This window comes from Hydrogenophaga bisanensis (assembly GCF_042665135.1).
GTDB classification, from domain to species: Bacteria; Pseudomonadota; Gammaproteobacteria; order Burkholderiales; family Burkholderiaceae_C; genus Hydrogenophaga; species Hydrogenophaga bisanensis.
In genome coordinates this window covers 133233-152852 of the sequence record NZ_JBHTBX010000008.1, presented here as the reverse complement: position 1 = coordinate 152852, position 19620 = coordinate 133233, and the positions used below count along the sequence as shown (strand labels likewise).

The 19620-nt window shown below is 66.2% G+C and carries 20 protein-coding genes; 11 read left to right on the top strand and 9 right to left on the bottom strand.

Features of this window, described 5'->3' with window-relative positions; genetic code table 11:
• The first annotated feature begins 22 nt into the window (after nucleotides 1–22).
• A complete protein-coding gene (locus ACFQNJ_RS13375) occupies nucleotides 23–355 on the top strand; it encodes a hypothetical protein (RefSeq protein WP_374639673.1) in 333 nt (110 codons plus the stop codon).
• A gap of 10 nt (nucleotides 356–365) precedes the next feature.
• Here the strand turns inward: ACFQNJ_RS13375 and rsmI are convergent, their stop codons facing one another.
• On the bottom strand, nucleotides 366–1253 hold the full coding sequence (gene rsmI / locus ACFQNJ_RS13370; protein ID WP_382258265.1) for a 16S rRNA (cytidine(1402)-2'-O)-methyltransferase: 888 nt from the start codon (nucleotides 1251–1253) through the stop codon (nucleotides 366–368).
• Between the two features lie 23 nt (nucleotides 1254–1276).
• Here rsmI and ACFQNJ_RS13365 point away from each other — a divergent pair, with 23 nt between their 5' ends.
• From ACFQNJ_RS13365 to ACFQNJ_RS13355, 3 genes are read left to right on the top strand one after another with little or no spacing between them, the layout of a single operon-like run.
• Nucleotides 1277–1705: a YraN family protein gene (locus tag ACFQNJ_RS13365; protein ID WP_382258262.1), complete on the top strand. Its 429-nt coding sequence runs from the start codon at nucleotides 1277–1279 to the stop codon at nucleotides 1703–1705.
• Nucleotides 1706–1733: 28 nt separating this feature from the next.
• On the top strand, nucleotides 1734–2354 hold the full coding sequence (locus tag ACFQNJ_RS13360) for an SIS domain-containing protein (protein WP_374639677.1): 621 nt from the start codon (nucleotides 1734–1736) through the stop codon (nucleotides 2352–2354).
• Nucleotides 2351–3016, top strand: coding sequence for a BON domain-containing protein (locus ACFQNJ_RS13355; RefSeq protein ID WP_382258258.1), 666 nt, complete (start codon nucleotides 2351–2353; stop codon nucleotides 3014–3016). The genes ACFQNJ_RS13360 and ACFQNJ_RS13355 overlap by 4 nt, the downstream gene beginning before the upstream one ends.
• Nucleotides 3017–3062: 46 nt before the next feature.
• Here the strand turns inward: ACFQNJ_RS13355 and ACFQNJ_RS13350 are convergent, their stop codons facing one another.
• Together ACFQNJ_RS13350 and ACFQNJ_RS13345 are read right to left on the bottom strand one after the other, a co-directional pair.
• Nucleotides 3063–3965, bottom strand: coding sequence for an NAD(P)-dependent oxidoreductase (locus tag ACFQNJ_RS13350; RefSeq protein WP_382258255.1), 903 nt, complete (start codon nucleotides 3963–3965; stop codon nucleotides 3063–3065).
• A 106-nt stretch (nucleotides 3966–4071) separates the two neighbouring features.
• A complete protein-coding gene (locus tag ACFQNJ_RS13345; RefSeq protein ID WP_382258252.1) occupies nucleotides 4072–4947 on the bottom strand; it encodes an alpha/beta hydrolase in 876 nt (291 codons plus the stop codon).
• A 115-nt stretch (nucleotides 4948–5062) separates the two neighbouring features.
• Between ACFQNJ_RS13345 and ACFQNJ_RS13340 the strand changes: the two genes are divergently transcribed.
• The 5 genes from ACFQNJ_RS13340 to ACFQNJ_RS13320 are packed head-to-tail and all read left to right on the top strand — an operon-like array spanning nucleotide 5063 to nucleotide 8158.
• On the top strand, nucleotides 5063–5599 hold the full coding sequence (locus tag ACFQNJ_RS13340; protein ID WP_382258249.1) for a YeeE/YedE thiosulfate transporter family protein: 537 nt from the start codon (nucleotides 5063–5065) through the stop codon (nucleotides 5597–5599).
• 1 nt (nucleotide 5600) lies between these two features.
• Complete coding sequence (locus ACFQNJ_RS13335) at nucleotides 5601–6218, top strand: DUF6691 family protein (RefSeq protein ID WP_382258246.1); 618 nt, start codon at nucleotides 5601–5603, stop codon at nucleotides 6216–6218.
• A gap of 34 nt (nucleotides 6219–6252) precedes the next feature.
• Nucleotides 6253–6498 (top strand): hypothetical protein, encoded by a 246-nt coding sequence (locus ACFQNJ_RS13330; protein WP_382258243.1) that lies wholly within the window; start codon nucleotides 6253–6255, stop codon nucleotides 6496–6498.
• A gap of 23 nt (nucleotides 6499–6521) precedes the next feature.
• On the top strand, nucleotides 6522–7130 hold the full coding sequence (locus ACFQNJ_RS13325) for a DUF6969 family protein (RefSeq protein ID WP_382258240.1): 609 nt from the start codon (nucleotides 6522–6524) through the stop codon (nucleotides 7128–7130).
• A 44-nt stretch (nucleotides 7131–7174) separates the two neighbouring features.
• A complete protein-coding gene (locus tag ACFQNJ_RS13320) occupies nucleotides 7175–8158 on the top strand; it encodes a sulfurtransferase (RefSeq protein WP_382258237.1) in 984 nt (327 codons plus the stop codon).
• 105 nt (nucleotides 8159–8263) lie between these two features.
• Here ACFQNJ_RS13320 and ACFQNJ_RS13315 read toward each other — a convergent pair whose 3' ends face one another.
• The gene (locus ACFQNJ_RS13315) at nucleotides 8264–9400 is read right to left on the bottom strand and encodes a PilT/PilU family type 4a pilus ATPase (protein WP_374639680.1); all 1137 of its coding nucleotides are present in this window, start codon (nucleotides 9398–9400) and stop codon (nucleotides 8264–8266) included.
• 6 nt (nucleotides 9401–9406) lie between these two features.
• Complete coding sequence (locus tag ACFQNJ_RS13310) at nucleotides 9407–10450, bottom strand: type IV pilus twitching motility protein PilT (protein ID WP_374639681.1); 1044 nt, start codon at nucleotides 10448–10450, stop codon at nucleotides 9407–9409.
• Nucleotides 10451–10488: 38 nt separating this feature from the next.
• Here ACFQNJ_RS13310 and ACFQNJ_RS13305 point away from each other — a divergent pair, with 38 nt between their 5' ends.
• Nucleotides 10489–11199: a YggS family pyridoxal phosphate-dependent enzyme gene (locus ACFQNJ_RS13305; RefSeq protein WP_382258232.1), complete on the top strand. Its 711-nt coding sequence runs from the start codon at nucleotides 10489–10491 to the stop codon at nucleotides 11197–11199.
• Nucleotides 11200–11218: 19 nt separating this feature from the next.
• On the opposite strand, the gene ACFQNJ_RS13300 is transcribed toward ACFQNJ_RS13305, so the two are convergent.
• A complete protein-coding gene (locus ACFQNJ_RS13300) occupies nucleotides 11219–11776 on the bottom strand; it encodes a DUF3617 domain-containing protein (RefSeq protein ID WP_374639683.1) in 558 nt (185 codons plus the stop codon).
• Nucleotides 11777–11908: 132 nt separating this feature from the next.
• Between ACFQNJ_RS13300 and ACFQNJ_RS13295 the strand changes: the two genes are divergently transcribed.
• The gene (locus tag ACFQNJ_RS13295) at nucleotides 11909–13717 is read left to right on the top strand and encodes a carboxyl transferase domain-containing protein (RefSeq protein WP_382258392.1); all 1809 of its coding nucleotides are present in this window, start codon (nucleotides 11909–11911) and stop codon (nucleotides 13715–13717) included.
• A 33-nt stretch (nucleotides 13718–13750) separates the two neighbouring features.
• Here ACFQNJ_RS13295 and ACFQNJ_RS13290 read toward each other — a convergent pair whose 3' ends face one another.
• Genes ACFQNJ_RS13290 through ACFQNJ_RS13280 form a run of 3 tightly spaced genes read right to left on the bottom strand, consistent with a single transcriptional unit; the run spans nucleotide 13751 to nucleotide 19613 of the window.
• Nucleotides 13751–14236, bottom strand: a complete 486-nt coding sequence (locus ACFQNJ_RS13290) for a response regulator (RefSeq protein ID WP_374639684.1) — start codon at nucleotides 14234–14236, stop codon at nucleotides 13751–13753.
• Between the two features lie 3 nt (nucleotides 14237–14239).
• Nucleotides 14240–18061 carry a PAS domain-containing sensor histidine kinase gene (locus tag ACFQNJ_RS13285; protein WP_382258228.1) on the bottom strand — a complete coding sequence of 1274 codons (3822 nt, stop codon included), beginning with the start codon at nucleotides 18059–18061 and terminating at the stop codon, nucleotides 14240–14242.
• A 49-nt stretch (nucleotides 18062–18110) separates the two neighbouring features.
• Nucleotides 18111–19613 (bottom strand): FAD-linked oxidase C-terminal domain-containing protein, encoded by a 1503-nt coding sequence (locus ACFQNJ_RS13280; RefSeq protein ID WP_382258225.1) that lies wholly within the window; start codon nucleotides 19611–19613, stop codon nucleotides 18111–18113.
• Between the last annotated feature and the right edge of the window lie 7 nt (nucleotides 19614–19620).

Here is a 19620-nt window from a genome sequence, read left to right as displayed (position 1 = left end):
GTCTGTGGCCTCCATTCACTTGATGAACGCACTTTCCGATCTGTTGTCCGCCCTGTTGCGGGGCGTGTTCCGCGTGGTCCTGTTTCTCGCAGGGCTTCTGTTCGTGCTGAGCTTTCTGGCGGCTGCCATCGTCGTGGTGCTCGGTATGTCGCTCTGGTCGCTGCTGACGGGCCGCAAACCCGCGCCGCTGGTCCTGTTCAGCCAGATGCGGGAACGCTCGCGCCGCTACACGGCCGGCGCATGGTCTGCTGGCGCGGCGACATCCACAGCCGACGTGGTCGATGTCGAGGCCACGGAAATCCGGCCGTCCGGGGTCGCCCGCCCATTGACGCCCATCGACCGGCCGTCGCGCTGACGCTGGACGCTCAGTCCTTCTGCCGTCGCTCCAGCGCGCAGGCGTACAGGGCATTGCGCGCGGCACCCGTGATCTCGGCGCAGAGCTTCACGGCCGCCTTCACCGGCAACTCTGCCAGCAAAAGGTCGAGCGTGCGCAACGTGGCGGCATCCAGGCCCTCTTCATCGGGCGCGGCGGCTGCCGGCGGGTGCACCAGCAGCACGAACTCGCCCCGGGTCCGGTGAGGTTCCTGGCCAAGCCAGCTGGCCAGTCCGGCAGCGGACACCCGGGCCACCTCCTCGAACTGCTTGGTCAGTTCCCGCCCGACGGTTACCGGCCGCTCACCCAGCACCGCCAGATCCCGCGCCAGCGCCTCGATGCGGTGTGGTGCCTCCAGGATCAAGGTCGCCATCGATGATGTGGCCATCGCCCCGATCTCGCGCTGGCGCTCGGTGGCGCGGGCGGACAGGAAACCCAGAAAAACAAAGCGGCCATCCCAGCCTGCGTGGCCGGTCACGCTCAGCAGGCTGGTCAGGCTGCTGGGCCCCGGAATGGGCACGCATCGTAGTCCCGCCGCGACCGCCGCATCCACCAGCCGCGCCCCAGGGTCGCTGACGCCGGGAGTGCCTGCGTCACTGACATACGCCACCCGCTGGCCCTCGCGCAGGCGCGCGATCACCGCCTGGGCGGCCTCTGCCTCGTTGTGCTGGTGCACCGCCAGCAGGGGCTTGTGAAGCCCGTAGGCCTTGAGCAGGCTGGCGGTGTGCCGTGTGTCTTCGCAGGCCACCGTGTCCGCCAGACCCAGCACCTGCAGCGCGCGCAGGCCGATGTCCGCCAGATTGCCGATGGGCGTGGCGACCAGGTAGAGGGCGCCCTGCGGATAATGCTGCTGGCCCGCCGCGTCCTGCGCTGCGGTCATCAGGGATGGAGAGAACACAGACAATGGATGGCTTTCGTGAAGGCAGGGGTGCCGGTGTGTCCGCGGGCACGACCAAACAGCGCGGCGACCGGGCCGAGGACCTGGCGCTGGACTTCCTGCAGGGCAGGGGCCTGCGCCTGCTGCGGCGCAACTTCCGCACCCCCGGCCAAGGCGGTGGCGAGATCGACCTGATTATGCGGGAGCCCGATGGCACGGTGGTGTTTGTCGAGGTTCGCCAGCGGGCCAGCACGCGGGCCGGGGGCGCGGCGGCCAGCGTCACCGGCGTCAAGCAGCGGCGCATCGTGTTTGCCGCCCGGCACTTTCTGCTCCAGATGCGGTCAGAGCCCCCATGCCGGTTCGATGTGGTGGTCGTCCAGGGCGCCCTGGGGGGCGGCGAAGGCCCGCAACTCGACTGGCTGCGCGCTGCTTTTGATGCAGGCGCTACCTTTTGATACCCGATCGCGCCGCTATCATCGAGCCATGCTTCTGCAACGCATCCAGCAACAGTTCATCGACAGTGCCGACCTCAAGTACCAGTGTGCCCAGGCCCTGGCACCGGTGGTCGAGGCGGCCACGCACGCCGTGCTGGCCAGTGTCACCGGCGGTGGCAAGGTGCTGGCCTGTGGCAATGGCGCTTCGGCAGCGGCCGCCCAGCATTTCGCCGCCAGCTTCATCGGCCGGCATGAGCGCGAGCGGCCGGAACTCGCGGCCCTGTCGCTGTCGGCCGACGCCGCCGTGCTCACGGGGGTGGCCAACGATTTTGATCCCCGCGCCATGTTTGCCCGCCAGGTCCGCGCCCTCGGGCAGGCCGGCGATGTGCTGCTGGCCCTGTCGACCAGTGGCAATTCGGCCAATGTGCTGGCGGCGGTCGAAGCCGCCCACGAACGCGAGATGACGGTCGTGGCCTTGACCGGCGGCCGCGGCGGGCGCCTGGCGCAGCAACTGCGCGACACCGATGTCCACGTCTGTGTCCCCAGCGATGTGCCCGCCCGCATTCTCGAAGTGCATCACCTGGTCCTGCACAGCATCTGCGATGGCGTTGATGCCCAGCTGCTGGGACTGCCCGATTCCCTGACCCCTGAAACGGAGACCCCGTCATGAGCCTGCCCATGTCTGCCCGCCGCCTGGCCTGCCTTGCCCTTCCACTGACCGTGGCGGCCACCGTCCTGCCCGCCTGCACGCCCCTGGTCATCGGCGGCGCAGCCGTCACCGGCGCCATGGTGGCCACCGACCGCCGCAGCTCGGGCGCCCAGCTCGATGACCAGGGCATCGAATTGCGTGCGGCCAGTAACGTGCGCGAGACCGTCGGTTCCCGCGTGCGCGTCAACATCACCAGCTACAACCGCAAGGCCCTGATCACCGGCGAAGCCGCCACCGAGCGCGACAAGCAACTGGTCGAGGAAGCCGTGCGCAAGACGACCAACGTCGCCGGGGTCTTCAACGAGGTGGGCATTGCCAACAGCCCGGGACTGCGGGAACAAGCGAACGACAGCCTGATCACCGGCCGGGTCAAGGCGGCCATGATCGACGCCAAGGACGTGCCCGCCAGCGCCATCAAGGTCGTGACCGAGCGCGGCACGGTGTACCTGATGGGTCTGGTCACCCAGAAAGAGGCCGACCGGGCCACCGAGGTCGCGCGGACCACGCAGGGCGTGCAGAAGGTGGTGCGCGTGTTCGAGGTGCTGTCCGACCAGGAGATTGCCCGCCTGCAGGCAGCCACCGCATCGACGTCATCGCCTACCCCGGCAGGGTCCAGCCAGTGATTCCTCGGGCCGGCGTGGCTGCTCGCCCGCCGGCCTGGCCCGTCGTTCAGCGCAAACGCTTGATCAGGCTGGACGTGTCCAGGCGGTTGCCACCCATGGACTGCACGTCGGCATAGAACTGATCGACCAGCGCCGTCACGGGCAGGCGTGCGCCATTGCGCTTGGCCTCGTCCAGCACCAGCCCCAGGTCCTTGCGCATCCAGTCGACGGCAAACCCGAAATCGAACTTGTCGGCCACCATGGTCTTGCCGCGGTTGTCCATCTGCCAGCTCTGGGCGGCGCCTTTGCCAATCACGTCGAGCACCAGGTTCATGTCCAGCCCCGCCTTCTGGCCGAAGGCAATCGCCTCGGACAGGCCCTGCACCAGACCGGCAATGCAGATCTGGTTGACCATCTTGGTCAGCTGTCCGGCGCCGGGTGCACCCATCAGGGTGAACGCCCGTGAGAAGGCCATGGCCACAGGCCTGGCGACATCAAAGGCGGCCTGATCGCCTCCGCACATCACGGTGAGCAGACCGTTCTGCGCACCCGCCTGGCCACCCGATACCGGGGCATCCACGAAAGCGATGCCCAGGTTCTTTGCCGCGCCATACAGCTCGCGCGCGACATCGGCCGACGCGGTGGTGTGGTCCACAAAGATGGCTCCTGGCTGCATGCCCGCCAGGGCCCCGTCGGCGCCCAGCACGATGGCCCGAAGGTCGTCGTCATTGCCCACGCAGGCAAACACGATGTCGGCGCCCGTGGCCGCCTCGCGCGGGGTCTGCCGGGCGCTGCCACCGAATTCGGCCACCCAGGCCTCGCCCTTGGCGGGGGTCCGGTTGTAGACCGTGACCGAGTGGCCGGCCTTGGCCAGGTGTCCTGCCATGGGGTAACCCATGACACCCAGACCGAGAAAGGCCACCTTCTTCGGTGTGGCCGGTTCGTACGACTTGGCTCCAATGCTGCTCAATGCTGTCTCCTGTGGGTTCAGAAACCCCAAGAATAGCGTGGAAGCATGCAGGCGTTGGCCTCAGGGGCTGTTGCGGTCACCCGGCACCTGTATGCGACTTCGCCAGTCAATCGGTGCGCAGAGCCGATGTCAAAAACTCCAGCACGGCCTTTTCGGCCGCGACCGGATCGTCAAAGCCCTCGTGCCCGCCGTCCAATACCTGCAGGTGCGCCCGACTTGCACCTGCCTGGTCGACCAGGGCATGCGCATCCGACAGGGGTACCGTCACGTCCTGCCTGCCGTGCAACAGCAGGACCGGGCAACGTGCCTGTGGCAGAGTGGCCAGCGGAGCGATGGTGTCGAACCGGGCACCGATGACGCGCTCGACATAGCGGTTGACCAGCCAGCCCAGGGGCCAGTAGGGCACGCGCCGTGCCGCCAGCCAGCGGCGCATCACCCATTCGGGGTGGGCAAAGGCGCTCACACCCACCGCGGCCGCCAGTCCCGGCCGGCGGGAGGCCACCAACAGTGTGGCGGCCGCACCCACCGAGTGGCCCAGCGCCACCAGCCGTCCCGTGTCCACACCAGGTGCGGCGGCCAGCCAGTCGAGCGCAGCGTCAAGGTCCTGGGCAAATCGCGGCAGCGAACTGTGGTCGCTGCGGCTGCTTCTGCCGTGATTACGTGCCTCGGGCAGCAGCACGGCATAGCCGGCGGCGTGCAGTGCCTCCGCGGCGGGCAGCAGGTGGCTGGCGTTGCCGCCCCAGCCGTGCAGGAGGACGGCGGCGGGGGCGGGTGCAGGATCGCGTGACGGCAGGTACCAGGCAAACAGGCGTGATCCCTGGGCAGCCGGTATCCACACGGTTTCTGCCGTCAGACCGATCGACGCGGGCGTCGGGCCGCTGGTGTCGGCGACCGGCGTCAGGCCCCGATGTAGCCAGTGGCGAGCGCCGAGCAGGCTGGTGCCCACGACAAGTCCGGTCAGCAGAAGGGTGGTGGCAGGCATGGTGATGTGTCGACGGTCAGGGATTCCCCGCAGAAAACCGACGCGTCAGGATTCTTGCGCATGCGCGGTCGATAGATATACTAGTAAGGGTATTTTTTCAGGAGACAAACCCAAGATGAACGCCCCTGCATCGGCGGCCGACGGCCGGCCCGTCAAACCTTTCTGGAATCCGCTGGTGGCGGGCATCGCGCTCGGCCTGGTGCTCTTGCTGACGTTCGTCTGGACTGGCCATGGCCTGGGTGCTACCGGGGCCTCCACCCGCCTGGCGGCCTGGCTGGGCAACGAAGTGGCGCCTGCGGTCACGCAGGCCAACGACTACCTGGGCGGAATGGTCGAGGACGGCGCGAACCCGCTGCCGTCCTGGATCACCTGGCAGGTGGTGGGTGTGGCCATCGGTGCGCTGTTCGCGGCCTTCATGGGCGGGCGGCTGCGCGTGCAGCTCGATGGCGCGAAGAGCATCGGTTCGGGCAAGCGCATTGCCACGGCGCTCATCGGCGGGCTGCTGTCGGGCTTCGGTGCCCGCGTGGCGGCCGGCTGCACCAGCGGCCTGGGCCTGTCGGGCGCCGCCACGCTGGGCATCGCCGCCTTTGTGTTCCTGGCGACCTTCTTCGCCAGCGGACTGATCATGCACCGCATCATCAAGGGAGTCTGACATGTGGCCACTCAATGACGCGGGTGCGATGTCCGGGTTGGTCTGTGGCGTGCTCTTCGGCTACGTGCTGGAGAACGCCGGCTTCGGCAGCCCCTGCAAGCTGACGGCGCAGTTCTCCATGCGCGACTGGTCGGTGTTCAAGGTGATGTTCACCGCCATCGTGGTGGCCGCCACCGGCCTGTACGCCCTCGAACTTGCCGGCCTGCTGGCCATCGACAACCTGTTCGTGCCGACCTCGCTGGTCATGGCCTCGGCGGTCGGCGGCGTGCTGGTGGGCGCCGGCTTTGCCATCGGCGGTTATTGCCCGGGTACTTCGGTGGTGGGTTTCTTCTCTGGCCGCCTCGACGCGCTGGTGTTCATCGTCGGCCTGCTGCTGGGCACCTGGGTGTTCGCCGGTCTGTACGGTCCGGCCATCGAGGCCGTCATGTCGATGTGGGAAGTCGAGACCGGTGACACCTTCATGGATGCCTGGGGCATTCCGCAGGGGCTGCTGATCGCCATCCTGTTTGCCGCGCTGATCGGCGTGTTCTACGCCGGCAGCTGGTTTGAACGCCGCGGCCGCGGCCCGGTGCAGGCCGACGAGGCCCTGGCCGGCGCCGGCAGCGCCGACTCCGTCTGATGTCCAACCCCTTTTTCAATCTGGAGTTCCACCCATGGCCAAAACTGCTGCCAATACCCTTGCCCAGACCCTGTCGGCCCTGATGGTGGCCAGCGCCCTCGTGGCCCCGGCCGCCCAGGCGGCCACGCCCACTGCGTCCGGTGCTGCCGTCACTACCGCACAGGCCGGCAACCCCTGTGGCCCGAGCAACCCCTGCGGTCCGGCCAAGAAGAAAAAGAAAAAGACCGCTGACGGCGCCAACCCCTGCGGCCCAGCCAACCCCTGCGCGCCCAAGAAGTGAGGCCCTGAATGGCGCCGCTGGGCATGAGTGATCTGCATGCCAGCGCGCAGACCGCGCTGGCGGTGCCGCTGCGCTATGCCCAGGCCGGCAGCAGCCTGGCGTACGCGGCTCTGGCAGGTGCCCGCGCGTTCGAGGTGCTTCGCCACTACCCCGCGCGCGATGTGGTCGACGCGGACGCGGGCACGCGCTTTTATTACCACGCCCACCGCCTGGATGAGCCCGAGCACGGGCACTTCCATCTGTTTGTGCACGGCGAGCAGCCGGGCGAGTTCATGCACCTGGCGGCGCTGTCGCTGGACGTGAACGGTCAGCCGCTGCGCTGGTTCACCACCAACCGCTGGGTCACCGGCGAACACTGGCGGTCGGCTGCGCAGCTGCTGCCCCGGCTGCGGCGCTGGCAGGTGCAGACCGGTGGCCGCCTTGCGCCGGTAGCCCGCTGGCTCAGCGCCATGGTGACGCTGTACCGTGACGAACTCGTGCAATTGCTGCATGCGCGCGATGCACGCCTGGCGCCACGGCTCCAAGGCCGCTCCCTCGCCGAACGTGAAGCGATCTTTGAAGACCGTTCGCTGGACGTGATCAGTGATTGTCCGGCGCTGCTGGCGCCCAAGATTGCCCAACTGGTCCACTGACCCGCTGCGGGTGGCGGATCGATCATCAACCTGAGGAGATACCCATGAGACTGTGGAAACAAGTGGCTGCGACTACCCTGGCCTGGGGCCTGGCCGCTGCGTCCGCCCTGGCCCAGGCACTGCCCGGGCCCGTGGTAAACACCGCCTGGCTGGCGGCCAACCTGGACAAGGTGCAGGTGCTTGACCTGCGCGGCAGCGCCAAGTCCTTCACCACCGACCCGGAGTTCGATGAAGTCAAGGGCAAGAAGGTGGTCGATGAGGTCGGTGGCCACATCGCCGGTTCGCGCCTGATGGAGTTCAAGACCATCCGCGTCGAGCGCGAGATCAATGGCAACAAGGTCAAGTACATGGTGCCCGAGCGTGCCGTGTTCGAGAAGATGGTGCAGGATGCCGGCATCGACGGTGACAAGCCCATCGTGATCGTGCCGGTGGGTTTGAGCCTGTCGGACGTGAATGACGGCATGCGCCTGTACTGGCAGTTCAAGCTCTACGGCGAAGACAAGGTCGCCATGCTCGACGGTGGCATGGCCGCCTGGCTGCAGGAAGGCCGCCCTTACGTGAAGGACGCGCTGGTGGCCAAGGTAGGCAACTGGAAGTCGGCCGCCGACCGCACGGCCCAGCTGTTCGCCGATTCGACCGACGTGGCCGCCATCGTCGAGAAGAAGAGCGCCCAGCTGATCGATGGTCGCGAGCTGCCCCAGTTCCATGGGCTGATGAAGCGTGACTACGTGTATGCCTACGGTCACATCGACACCGCCAAGCCCCTGTCGCCGGACACCACCTACAAGAAGGACGGTTCGGCCATCAAGCTGCTGAGCGCCAACACCTACCGCGGCGTGCTTCAGGCCCAGGGCATCGACCCGGCCGCGCCGAGCGTGGTCTACTGCAACAGCGGCGCCCAGTCGAGCCTGCCGTGGTTCATCCTGTCGGAAGTGCTGGGCAACCAGAGCGCAAAGCAGTTCGACGGTTCGCTGCACCAGTGGACCCTCGAGAAGCGGCCACTGGTGGGCGCTGTGTCGTTGAACTGACCAACAAGCGTTCCCTGCGCCCATGCCAAGCCGGCATGCGCAGGGTCCTTGGTCACAGGGATTCGCCGGCTGACGCCGGCTCCCTGCCCAGATGGATGCGGCCGTTCAGACGATCGTCAGGTGCTCGGTGCCGTGGGCCAGATCCTGAGTCTTGGCTCGCTGGCTGTTGAGCTTGATCTGCAAGCGCAGGTCGTTGACCGAGTCGGCGTTGCGCAGGGCATCCTCGTAGCTGATGATGTTCGCCTCGAACGCGTTGAACAGGGCCTGATCGAAGGTCTGCATGCCGATGTTGGTGCTCTTCTTCATGATCTCCTTGATCTCGGCCACCTCGCCTTTGAAGATCAGGTCGGAGATCAGGGGGGAGTTGAGCATCACCTCCACCGCGGCAAATCGCCCCTTGTTGTCCTGGCGGGGCACCAGACGCTGGGAGACCAGGCCACGCAGGTTCAGCGACAGGTCCATCAGCAGCTGGGCCCGGCGGTCCTCGGGGAAGAAGTTGATGATCCGGTCCAGGGCCTGGTTGGCGCTGTTGGCGTGCAGCGTGGCCAGACACAGGTGCCCGGTTTCCGCAAACTGGATCGCATGCTCCATGGTTTCACGGTCCCGGATTTCGCCCATCAGGATCACATCGGGCGCCTGCCGCAAAGTGTTCTTCAGCGCCGCCTCCCAGCTGTCGGTGTCGATGCCGACCTCGCGCTGGGTGATCACGCAGTTCTTGTGCGGGTGCACGAACTCGACCGGATCCTCGATGGTGATGATGTGGCCGTGGGTGTTTTCGTTGCGCCAGTCGACCATCGCCGCCAGCGAGGTGGACTTGCCCGAGCCGGTCGCACCCACCAGGATGCACAGGCCGCGTTTGGTCAGGGCCACATCCTTGAGCACCTGCGGCAGGCCCAGGGTGTCGATGGTGGGCAGCACCGCAGGGATGGTCCGCAGCACCATGCCGATCTTGCCCTGCTGCACGAAGGCACTGACCCGGAAGCGTCCGATCGCGGGCGGCGAGATGGCGAAGTTGCACTCCTTGGTCCGCTCGAACTCGGCCGCCTGCTTGTCATTCATGATGGCACGCGCCAGGGCCAGGGTGTGCGTGCCGTTGAGCGGCTGGGGCGACACCTTGACCACCTTGCCGTCCACCTTGATGGCCGGCGGGAAGTCGGCCGTCAGGAACAGGTCGCTGCCATTGCGGCTGAGCATCAGCTTGAGCAGGTCGTTGATGAATTTCGATGCCTGATCGCGTTCCATGATGACTTACCCTGGGAAGTTTTCTGGGATCTTGGCTTTGCTCCGGGCTTCAGCCGCACTGATCACGTTGCGGCGCACCAGATCCGCCAGGTTCTGGTCCAGGGTCTGCATGCCCACGTTGTTGCCGGTCTGGATGGCCGAGTACATCTGCGCCACCTTGGCCTCGCGGATCAGGTTGCGGATGGCGCTGGTGCCGATCATGATCTCATGTGCCGCCACGCGGCCGCTGCCGTCCTTGAGCTTGCACAGGGTCTGCGAGATCACGGCCACCAGCGATTCCGACAGCATGGCGCGCACCATGTCCTTTTCCTCGGCCGGAAACACGTCGATGATCCGGTCGATGGTCTTGGCCGCGCTGGAGGTGTGCAGGGTGCCGAACACCAGGTGGCCGGTCTCGGCCGCGGTCATGGCCAGACGGATGGTTTCCAGGTCACGCATTTCGCCCACCAGGATGGCGTCCGGGTCTTCCCGCAGGGCCGAGCGCAGGGCGTTGGCGAAGCTGAGGGTGTGCGGGCCGACCTCGCGCTGGTTGACCAGACACTTCTTCGATTCGTGCACGAATTCCACCGGGTCCTCGATGGTCAGGATGTGACCGTATTCCGATTCGTTGAGGTGGTTGACCATGCCCGCCAGGGTGGTTGACTTGCCCGAGCCGGTCGGCCCGGTCACCAGCACCAGGCCGCGTGGGCGCAGGGCCAGGTCGCCGAAGATCTTGGGCGCGTTGAGCTGCTCCAGCGTGAGGATCTTGCTGGGAATGGTCCGGAACACGGCGCCGGCACCGCGGTTCTGGTTGAAGGCGTTGACGCGAAAACGCGACAAACCCTCGATCTCGAAGGAGAAATCCACCTCCAGGAACTCTTCGTAGTGCTTGCGCTGCGCATCGTTCATGATGTCGTAGACCATCGCATGCACCGTCTTGTGGTCCAAGGCCTCCACGTTGATGCGGCGAACGTCGCCGTGCACCCGTATCATCGGCGGCAACCCGGCCGACAGGTGCAGATCGGAGGCCTTGTTCTTGACGCTGAACGCCAGCAGCTGGGTGATGTCCATCCCGAAATCCCATCCTCTGTTGGTGAAACGTTTTGATTATGACCACGATTGGTGCCAATCTCCAGCAAGTGCGTGCACGGATCACACAGGCGTGTGCTGCCAGCGGACGGGAGGCATCCGGTGTGACGCTGCTGGCGGTGTCCAAGACTTTTGACGTCGACGCCGTGATCGAGGCGATGAAGGCCGGGCAGATGGCCTTTGGCGAGAACTACGTCCAGGAGGGTGTGGAGAAGATCCAGGCGCTGCGCGCGCTGCGACCGGGGCATGCGGTGAGCTGGCACTGCATCGGACCCTTGCAGAGCAACAAGACCAGGTTGGTGGCTGCTCACTTCGATTGGGTTCAGTCGGTGGACCGGCTCAAGATTGCCCAGCGCCTGTCCGAGCAGCGGCCCGACGGGCTGCCGGACCTTCAGGTCTGCCTGCAAGTCAATATCGATGGCGGGGCGAACAAATCGGGGGTGGCACCGCACGAGTTGCCGGCGTTGGCCGACGCCGTTCGGCAACTGCCCCGCCTGCAATTGCGGGGGCTCATGTGTATTCCCGAGCCCAGCGATGACCCGGCCGAGCAGATGGCGGTGTTTTTGCGGGCGCGCGAGCTCTTTGACCAGCTGCGCGCCCGCGGCATGCCGCTGGATACCCTGTCGATGGGCATGAGCGACGACCTGGAGGCGGCGGTGGCGGCCGGTTCGACCCTGGTGCGTGTGGGGCGGGGCGTGTTCGGTCACCGGCCCCGGAAACCGGCGGCGTGACCGGCGCGCCGGTCACGCATCACTTCTTGCCGGGGGGCAGCGTGATCGGTTTGACCTTGCCGCAATCGGCGCCGAGCCAGCGTCCGGTGCCCTCCATGGTGGTCGTGACCGGCTTGCCCCCCTCGGTGGTCTTGACCAGCATCTTCATGTCGTAGCCGGTGTCTCCACGAAAGACATAGGTGCCTTCGCCGGAAGAGGGCGGGTTCTTGCAGCTGAACGCCACTTTCATGGTGTTGCCGCTGCGGCTCTGAACCTTGGTCGTGCAGTCGCCCTCCTTCTGGACCGGGACCTCCTGCTGCGCGGCCATCTCCGGGGTGACGCAGACCTGCACGCTCATCCCGCCTCCCTGGCCCAGCTTGACCCCCTGCGCCGCCATCATCTGTTCCATCTGCTTGCGCTGCGCCGGCGGCATGCTGGCCAGTTGCTGCTGCATCTCGGCCATGGCCTTGTCCATCTCCGGGTTGCCGCCGACCTTCTGGTTGATCTCCCAGAGGCCGGGCTTGGTGGATTGGGCATGCGCGACAGACGACAGCAGGGCCATCAGCCCGAGGCTCAGCAGGCGAGAAGACAGACGCATCGAAAACTCCCATGGGGTTGATCAGGATGCCATTGTGCGTCCGGACGGGGGCACAGGATAGTGGCTGACCTGCTGTCCCACGCTTGACCGGAATTGCCCGGCCTCCACACAACAATCGGGCGCATGATCGAAATTCGCTCCCCCATGCAGGCCCAGGTGGTTGAATGTGCCGTGTCCGCCGGCGATGCCGTCCGGGCAGGCGACGTGCTGCTCATCGTTGAAGCGATGAAGATGGAGCACGAGTTGCGGGCGCCGTCGGACGGTGTGGTGATCCGCCTGGATTGTGTGGCCGGGGATGTCGTCCATGAGGGGGATCTGTTGCTGTGCGTGGCGGAAGGCAATGCGGCTTCATCGCCGACGCCGGCGGTCGGCGTGGTCGCCGCACCGGCAGGCGAACGGGCCGATCTCAGGCGGCTGCGGGATCGGGAGCGCTATCTGGCCGACGAGGCCCGCCCCCAGGCGGTGGCCCGGCGCCACGCCATGGGCATGCGCACGGCCCGGGAGAACATTGCCGATCTGTGCGATGAGGACAGCTTCATCGAGTACGGGGCCTTGGCGGTGGCCGCGCAGCGCAGTCGCCGCACCGAAGAGGACCTGATGGCGAACACCCCGGCCGATGGCATGGTCACGGGCATCGGGTCGGTCAACGGACCGGTGTTCGGGCCCCAACGGTCACGCACCGTGGTGATGGCCTACGACGCCACGGTGCTGGCGGGCACCCAGGGCATGCGAAACCACGCCAAGACCGACCGCTTGCTCGGGATTGCGCATGACCAGCGCCTGCCGGTCGTGTTGCTGGCCGAGGGCGGGGGCGGTCGGCCGGGCGACACGGACATGCCGGTGGTGGCCGGCCTGCATGTGGGCACCTTTGCGGCGTTTGCCCGCCTGTCCGGGGTGGTGCCGGTGGTGGGTGTCGTGGCCGGGCGCTGCTTCGCAGGCAACGCCGCGCTGGCCGGTTGCTGCGACGCGATCATTGCTACCCGGAGCAGCAACCTGGGCATGGGTGGGCCTGCCATGGTCGAGGGCGGGGGGCTGGGGGTCTATCGGCCGGAGGAGATTGGCCCGGCCGATGTGCAACACGCCAACGGCGTGATCGACGTGCTGGTGGATGACGAGGCTCAGGCCATTGCAGTGGCCAGGCAGTATCTGGCCTACTTCCAGGGCAGCCTGCCCGGGTGGCAGGCACCTTCCGCCGACGGTCTGCGCGAGGTGGTGCCGGAGAACCGGCTGCGGGTCTATGACAGTCGCCGCGTGATCGAGGGGTTGGCGGACCTGGGCAGCGTCCTGCACCTGCGCACCGGCTTCGGGGTGGGCATCCACACTGCGCTGGCCAGGATGGAAGGCCGACCGGTGGGCCTGTTGGCAAGCAATCCCCAGCACCTGGGCGGCGCCATCGACGCGGACGCCGCGGACAAGGCAGCGCGCTTTCTGCAGTTGTGTGATGCGCATGGTCTGCCGGTTATCACCCTGGTGGACACGCCGGGTTTCATGGTCGGCCCCGAGACCGAAGCGCAGGCACAGGTCCGGCATGTGAGCCGGCTGTTCGTGACGGCCGCCAAGCTGCGGGTGCCGGTGTTCTCGGTGGTGCTTCGCAAGGGCTACGGCCTGGGCGCCATGGGCATGACGGCCGGCGGCTTTCACGCCCCGGTGTTCACCGTGGCCTGGCCCACGGCCGAATTCGGCGCCATGGGTCTGGAGGGGGCTGTTCGCCTGGGCTACCGCAAGGAACTGGAATCGCGGCCCGAAGGCCCCGAGCGCGAGGCGCTCTTCCAGGAACTGCTGGCCAGGGAGTACGAAAAGGGATCGGCGTTGTCCATGGCCAGCGGCCTGGAGATCGATGCCGTGATCGATCCAGCCCACACGCGCGCGTGGCTGGCGCGCGGTCTCGCGGGTGCCAGGGTGCGGGACCCGGCGCCAGGCCGATTCATCGATACCTGGTAAGACCCGCCCGCGCCGAAGGCGGGCAGACGCCGCTCAGTGCAGTTCGCCGAAGTTGGTGGCCCGGACACCGGCAGAGGCCGACTGTGGGGCGGTCTGGTTGATGTTGACCCAGAACTCGCACACGTGCTTCATCGCGTTGAGGAACTGGGCGAACTCGGTGGGCTTGGCGATGTAGGCGTTGGTGCCGGCGTCGTAGGCGCGTTGCAGGTCGCTCGGCTCGGTGGACGAGGTCAGGATCACCACCGGGATGTTGTGCAGGACATCGGAGCCCTTGATTTCCTTGAGCACGCCAATGCCGTCGAGCAGGGGCATCTTCAGGTCCAGCAGCACGAGCTGGGGATTGCCTCCGCTGCGGTCACTGAAGCCGCCGCGACGGTGCAGATAGTCGAGCGCCTGGATACCGTCAGACACGTGCACGACCCGCTGATCCAGGCCATGCCTGGCCAGCGCCAGACGCGTCAGCTCGGCATCGTCGGGGTTGTCTTCCACCAGCAGGATGGGATCGGCGCTTTTGTTCATGTCTTAGTCGAGAGTCGAGGGGATGGTGTCCCGGCCGGTATCGGAGGCCATCAGGCCGTCAAAAGGCAACGAAAAATGGAATGTGCTTCCTGTCCCCACCTGACTGTCTGCCCAAATGCTGCCGCCGTGTCGCTCGATGATGCGGCGCGTCAGCGCCAGACCGATGCCGGTGCCTTCGAACTCGGACGCACGGTGAAGACGCTGGAATACCCCGAACAGTTTCTGTGCGTATTGTGTGTCAAAACCGACACCGTTGTCACGGACGAAGAAGGTGTATCCCACGGCAGGATCCACACTCCAGCCGACTTCGATGCGGCTGCGCTCCCGCGGGCGGGTGTATTTGTAGGCATTTCCCAACAGATTGGTCCAGACCTCGCGCATCAGGACCGCGTCGCACTGGACCACGGGCAGGTCGGACGGGATCACCCAATCGACGATCCGCTGGCTCGATCCGTGGTCGATCTGATGGACCACCGCCTCCACCAACAGGCCGAAATCCACTGGGCTGGGCGAGATCGCCGCACGGCCGGTTCGGGAGAAATGCAGCAGCCCGTCAATGAGCTGGCTCATGTGGCGGGTGGAGTTGGCGATGGTGCCCAGATACTTGTGTCCGGTCTCGTCCAGCCGCTCGCCCAGGTGCTCTTCCAGCAGGCTCACGAAGCTGGAAATGTGACGCAGGGGTGAGCGCAGGTCGTGCGAGACCGAATAGGAGAACGACTCCAGATCCTTGTTGGCGGCCACCAGCTGGGCGGTGCGTTCCACGACCCGGTTCTCCAGCTCTTCGTTGATGTTGCGCATCAGGTCTTCGAGGCGCTTGGCATCGGTCATGTCCCGGTTCACTCCGGCATAACCCAGCAGTTCACCGGTCTCATCCCGCAAGGCAATCAGGACCGAGGCGCACCAGTAGATCGAGGCGTCCTTGCGCCGGTGCCAGCTGTTGCGGTCCACCTGCCCGCGCGAAGCGGCCCGGCGCAACAGCTGATCCCCCTGCTCCCGGGCGTCCTGCGAACCGGGCAAGTCGAACAGCATTGAAAAATGCTGACCCAGCACCTCGCTGGGGGAATAGCCTTCCATGCGCTGTGCGCTGTCGGTCCAGTCGGTGATCCGGCCGGCGGGGTCCATGAAATAGATGCAGTAGTCGCGCAGGTTGTCGACCATCAGGCGAAAGCGCTGTTCGCTTTCCAGCAGTTCGGCGGACCGCTCCTGGACCTTCCGCTCGAGTTCATCGTTGAGGTGGCGGGCGCGCTCCTCGATCTGCTTGCGATCGGTGATGTCGATCGCTTGTACGAAAACGCCCTGGATCGTGCCGTTCTGCAGGTCCGGGATGTACCGGGACTGCATGAAGATGGGTCGGCCGTCGATGGTTTTGCGCCAGCTTTCGAACTGCTGGGGCTGACCCTGCAGGGCGGTCACGAGACGGGGTTGAACTTCCTCCCAGACGCCCGCCGGCAGGACCTCGCCGGCATGCATGCCGATGAGCGCGCCGGGATCGAGTCCGTAGATCTGTTGATACTCGATGTTGGCAAACCGGAATCGCTGCATCACATCCAGATACGCGACCAGGCCTGGCATGTGGTCGGCCACCGTCTGGAGCAGGTGCTGCTGCTCGCGCAGCGCCGCTTCAGCCGCCTTGCGCTGGGTGATGTCGACCACCGTGGAGTTGCTCTCGAGGAAGCGGCCAGACTCATCCCGCACGGCCGATGACGACAGCAGCGCATGAAAGATGGTGCCATCCTTGCGACGCATCTCGTATTCGGCCGGAGGCAGATCGGTGTTGTCGATCAGCTGGTGCAGGCGTGTCGCAAGCTTCTCCCGGTCGATGTCGCTGATGAAGTCGCGAAATCCCATGCGCCCCACCACTTCGTCCCGCTGGTAGCCCAGCCACCGGAGTTCCGTGTCGTTGATCGTCACATAGGTGCCGTTGGCATCCAGTGAGTGGTACCCGCAAGGCGCGTTGTTGTAGAGCGACTGTGCGCGGTCCAGGGCGGACTGCAGCTGCTGGTTTGCGCTGGACACCGCGTCTTCCGACGCCTTGCGGGCTGTGATGTCCACGATCTGGATGATCAGTCCCCTCAACATCCCGTCTTCTAAATACGGCGTGTAGGTGATCGATGCGTAGAAGGCATGTCCGTCCGGGAACTGTCGGCGGCCCTCAAACTGCTGGGCCTCGCCCGCCAGGGCGGCCTCCAGGCGTCCCAGACTGCTCTCGTAGTCCTGGGGCCGGGCAATCTGGCTCAGGTGAAGACCGACGACTTTCTCGGGCGTACTCCGCAGCCACCGTGCATAGCTGGCGTTGGCAAAACGGCAGATCAGCTGCTCATCGAACAGCGCGATCTGGACGGGAATCACATCACTGATGCGTTGCAGCAGCTGTGTCTGCTCGTCGCGCTGGCGTTCTGCCGACCGCTGCTGGCTGACGTCCAGAACGGTGCTGTTGGTGCAGACGAATCGACCGTCGGAATCGAAGACGCCAATCGTGGAAATGAGCACTTCGCGCCGATGACCGTGCTTGCCCACCAGCCGCAAGGCCACAGGCGGTACGGGCTTGCCGGCGACCAGATCGGCCAGCCGCAGCTTTTGCTCCGCAAGATCGCCCGGCTCCACGATGTCGCTCAGCTTGAGGCGGCCGATCACCTCGTCGCGCTGGTAGCCGAGCCAGTCCAGCTCGGTCTGGTTCATGCGGTCGATGAGACCATCGGCACGGACAGAGTGGTACCCGCATGGTGCCTGGTTGTACAGGGCGTTGACCTCGCCAAGGGTGCGAAGCAGCCGGGCATTGGTGTCGGCCAGGGCCTCGGTGCGCTCCTGAACCCGGCGCTCCAGCTCGGCGTTGAGTTCGCGGATCTCGTCCTGCTGCCGGCGCTGCTCGGTGATGTCGCGCGACACCAGCAGCAGCATGGACGGCTTGCCCAGCGAATCGGTGATGGGGGTCAGGAAGTTGTCCCACCAGCGCGGGTTGCCTTTGAAGGTGGGACCGCTGAGGGTGAACCGCACGCGTTCACCTTGGCGGGCTCGTTCGATGGCATTGCGGACAACGGCCTGGGATTCAGCGGGCCACCAGGTGGCCCACTCTGTCCCACGGACGGACTCGATGTCATCGAGTTCGACCAGACGTCGGCCCTGGGGCGTGATGTCCATGAGCCGGCCTTGAAGATCCAGCACCTTGTGGCAGTCCGGGCTGCTGTCGATGATCTGCTGGCTGAGGTTGCCCTTGGTGTCGGCTTCGGTCTTGAGCTCGCGCTGCCAGGTGAGATCCTGCACAAATCCCAGGGTACCGATGACCTGGCCATCGGCGTCTCGGCGGGGAAAGTTGCGGGCCAGCAGGTATTTCTGCTCGCCGTCGGGCAACCGGATCCTGAACTCCAGGCTTAGAGTTTCGCCCTCTGAAATCGCCCGGTCCCAATACTCTTTCACCTCGGGCAGATCATCCGGATGAATCCGGCGGAACCAGCCGTAGCCGACAAATTCGTCGGGGGCCAGGCCGAACATGGTCGACAGGGACTGGTCGACGTGAGACAGGGTGCCGTCGGCCTGCAGGCGGAAGACGCCGATCGGAAACACCTGCGACAGCGCTTCCGACAAGGCCTGGTACTCGACCAGCGCGTCGTCCGATCCGCCGGGCGGCTGGCGCCGACGGTATCGGCTGACCGCCTTGAGCGGGCCTGCCTGTTCGCCGTGGGGCGGGGTCGGACGCGCGGTCAGTCGGGCAACCTCTTGCTCCAGCTGGGCAATGCGTGCCTGCAACTCAAGCTCACGTGCAGAAACCTCCCGGGTGGGTTCCGGGTGTTCCTGGCGAGCAGGGGACTGCGGCTCACGAGCACTCATTGCTCGTACTGTACCGCAGGCACCCGGCCGAGCTGAGGGGAAAAGGCGGTCAGAAGCGGGGCAGATCCGGATGCGAGAGCTGGCCGCCGCGCACCAGCATCTTGCCGTACTCGGCGCAGCGCTGCAGCGTCGGGATGACCTTGCCGGGGTTGAGCAGCTCGCCGGTATCGAACGCCCGCTTGACCCCGAACATCAGCGCGTTTTCCTCGGCGCTGAACTGCACGCACATGCTGCTGAGTTTCTCGACGCCCACGCCGTGCTCGCCCGTGACGGTGCCGCCCATGGCCACGCTGGTCTCCAGGATGTCGGCGCCGAACAGTTCGCAGCGGCGCAACTGGTCCGGATCGTTGGCATCGAACAGGATCAGCGGGTGCAGGTTGCCGTCGCCGGCGTGGAACACGTTGGCGCAGCGCAGGCCGTACTTCTTCTCCATCTCGGCAATGGCAAACAGGATATCTGCCAGCCGCTTGCGCGGGATGGTCGAGTCCATACACATGTAGTCAGGGCTGATACGACCCGAGGCCGGGAAGGCGTTCTTTCGGCCGCTCCAGAAACGCAGGCGCTCCGCCTCGTCCCGGCTGACGGCAATCGCCGTGGCGCCGCAGCCGCGCAGCACGGCGCTCATGCGGCCGATCTCTTCTTCCACCTCTTCGGGCGTGCCATCGCTTTCGCACAGCAGGATGGCCTCTGCATTGAGGTCATAGCCGGCCTTGACGAAGTCCTCGACCGCTGCGGTCATGGGCTTGTCCATCATTTCCAGTCCGGCCGGGATGATGCCGGCCGCGATCACCGCGGCCACCGCGTCGCCGGCCTTCTGGATGTCGTCGAAGCTGGCCATGATGCAGCGCGCCAGCTGGGGCTTGGGCACCAGCTTGACGGTGACTTCCATGGTCACTGCCAGCATGCCCTCGCTGCCGATGATCAGGGACAGCAGGTCCAGCCCCGGCGTGTCCAAGGCTGTGCCGCCAAACGTCACCGGTTCGCCTTCGATGCTGAAACCGCGCACCTGCAGCACGTTGTGCACCGTCAGCCCGTACTTCAGGCAATGCACGCCGCCGGAGTTTTCGGCCACGTTGCCACCGATGGTGCAGGCGATCTGGCTGCTCGGGTCGGGTGCGTAGTACAGGCCATAGGGTGCCGCCGCCTCGCTGATGGCCAGATTGCGCACGCCAGCCTGCACGACGGCGGTCCGCGAGCGCGGATCGATGGACAGGATGCGGTTGAACTTCGCCAGCGACAGGGTCACGCCCAGTGGGTGGGGCATGGCACCGCCGGACAGGCCGGTGCCCGCGCCACGCGCCACCACCGGGACGCCCAGGGCATGACAGGCCTTGAGCACCGCCGCCACCTGGGTTTCGGTTTCCGGCAGCGCCACCACCAGCGGGCGTTCACGGTAGGCGGTCAGCCCGTCACATTCGTAGGGGACGGTGTCTTCGGCCTGCCAGAGCAGCGCATGGGCGGGCAGCACGGTCTGCAGGGCGCCCACCACCTCGGCCTGGCGGGCAGCGCGTTCGGTGCGGGTGACTTCGGCGGGGGCGGTGGCGGTATTCATCGCGACC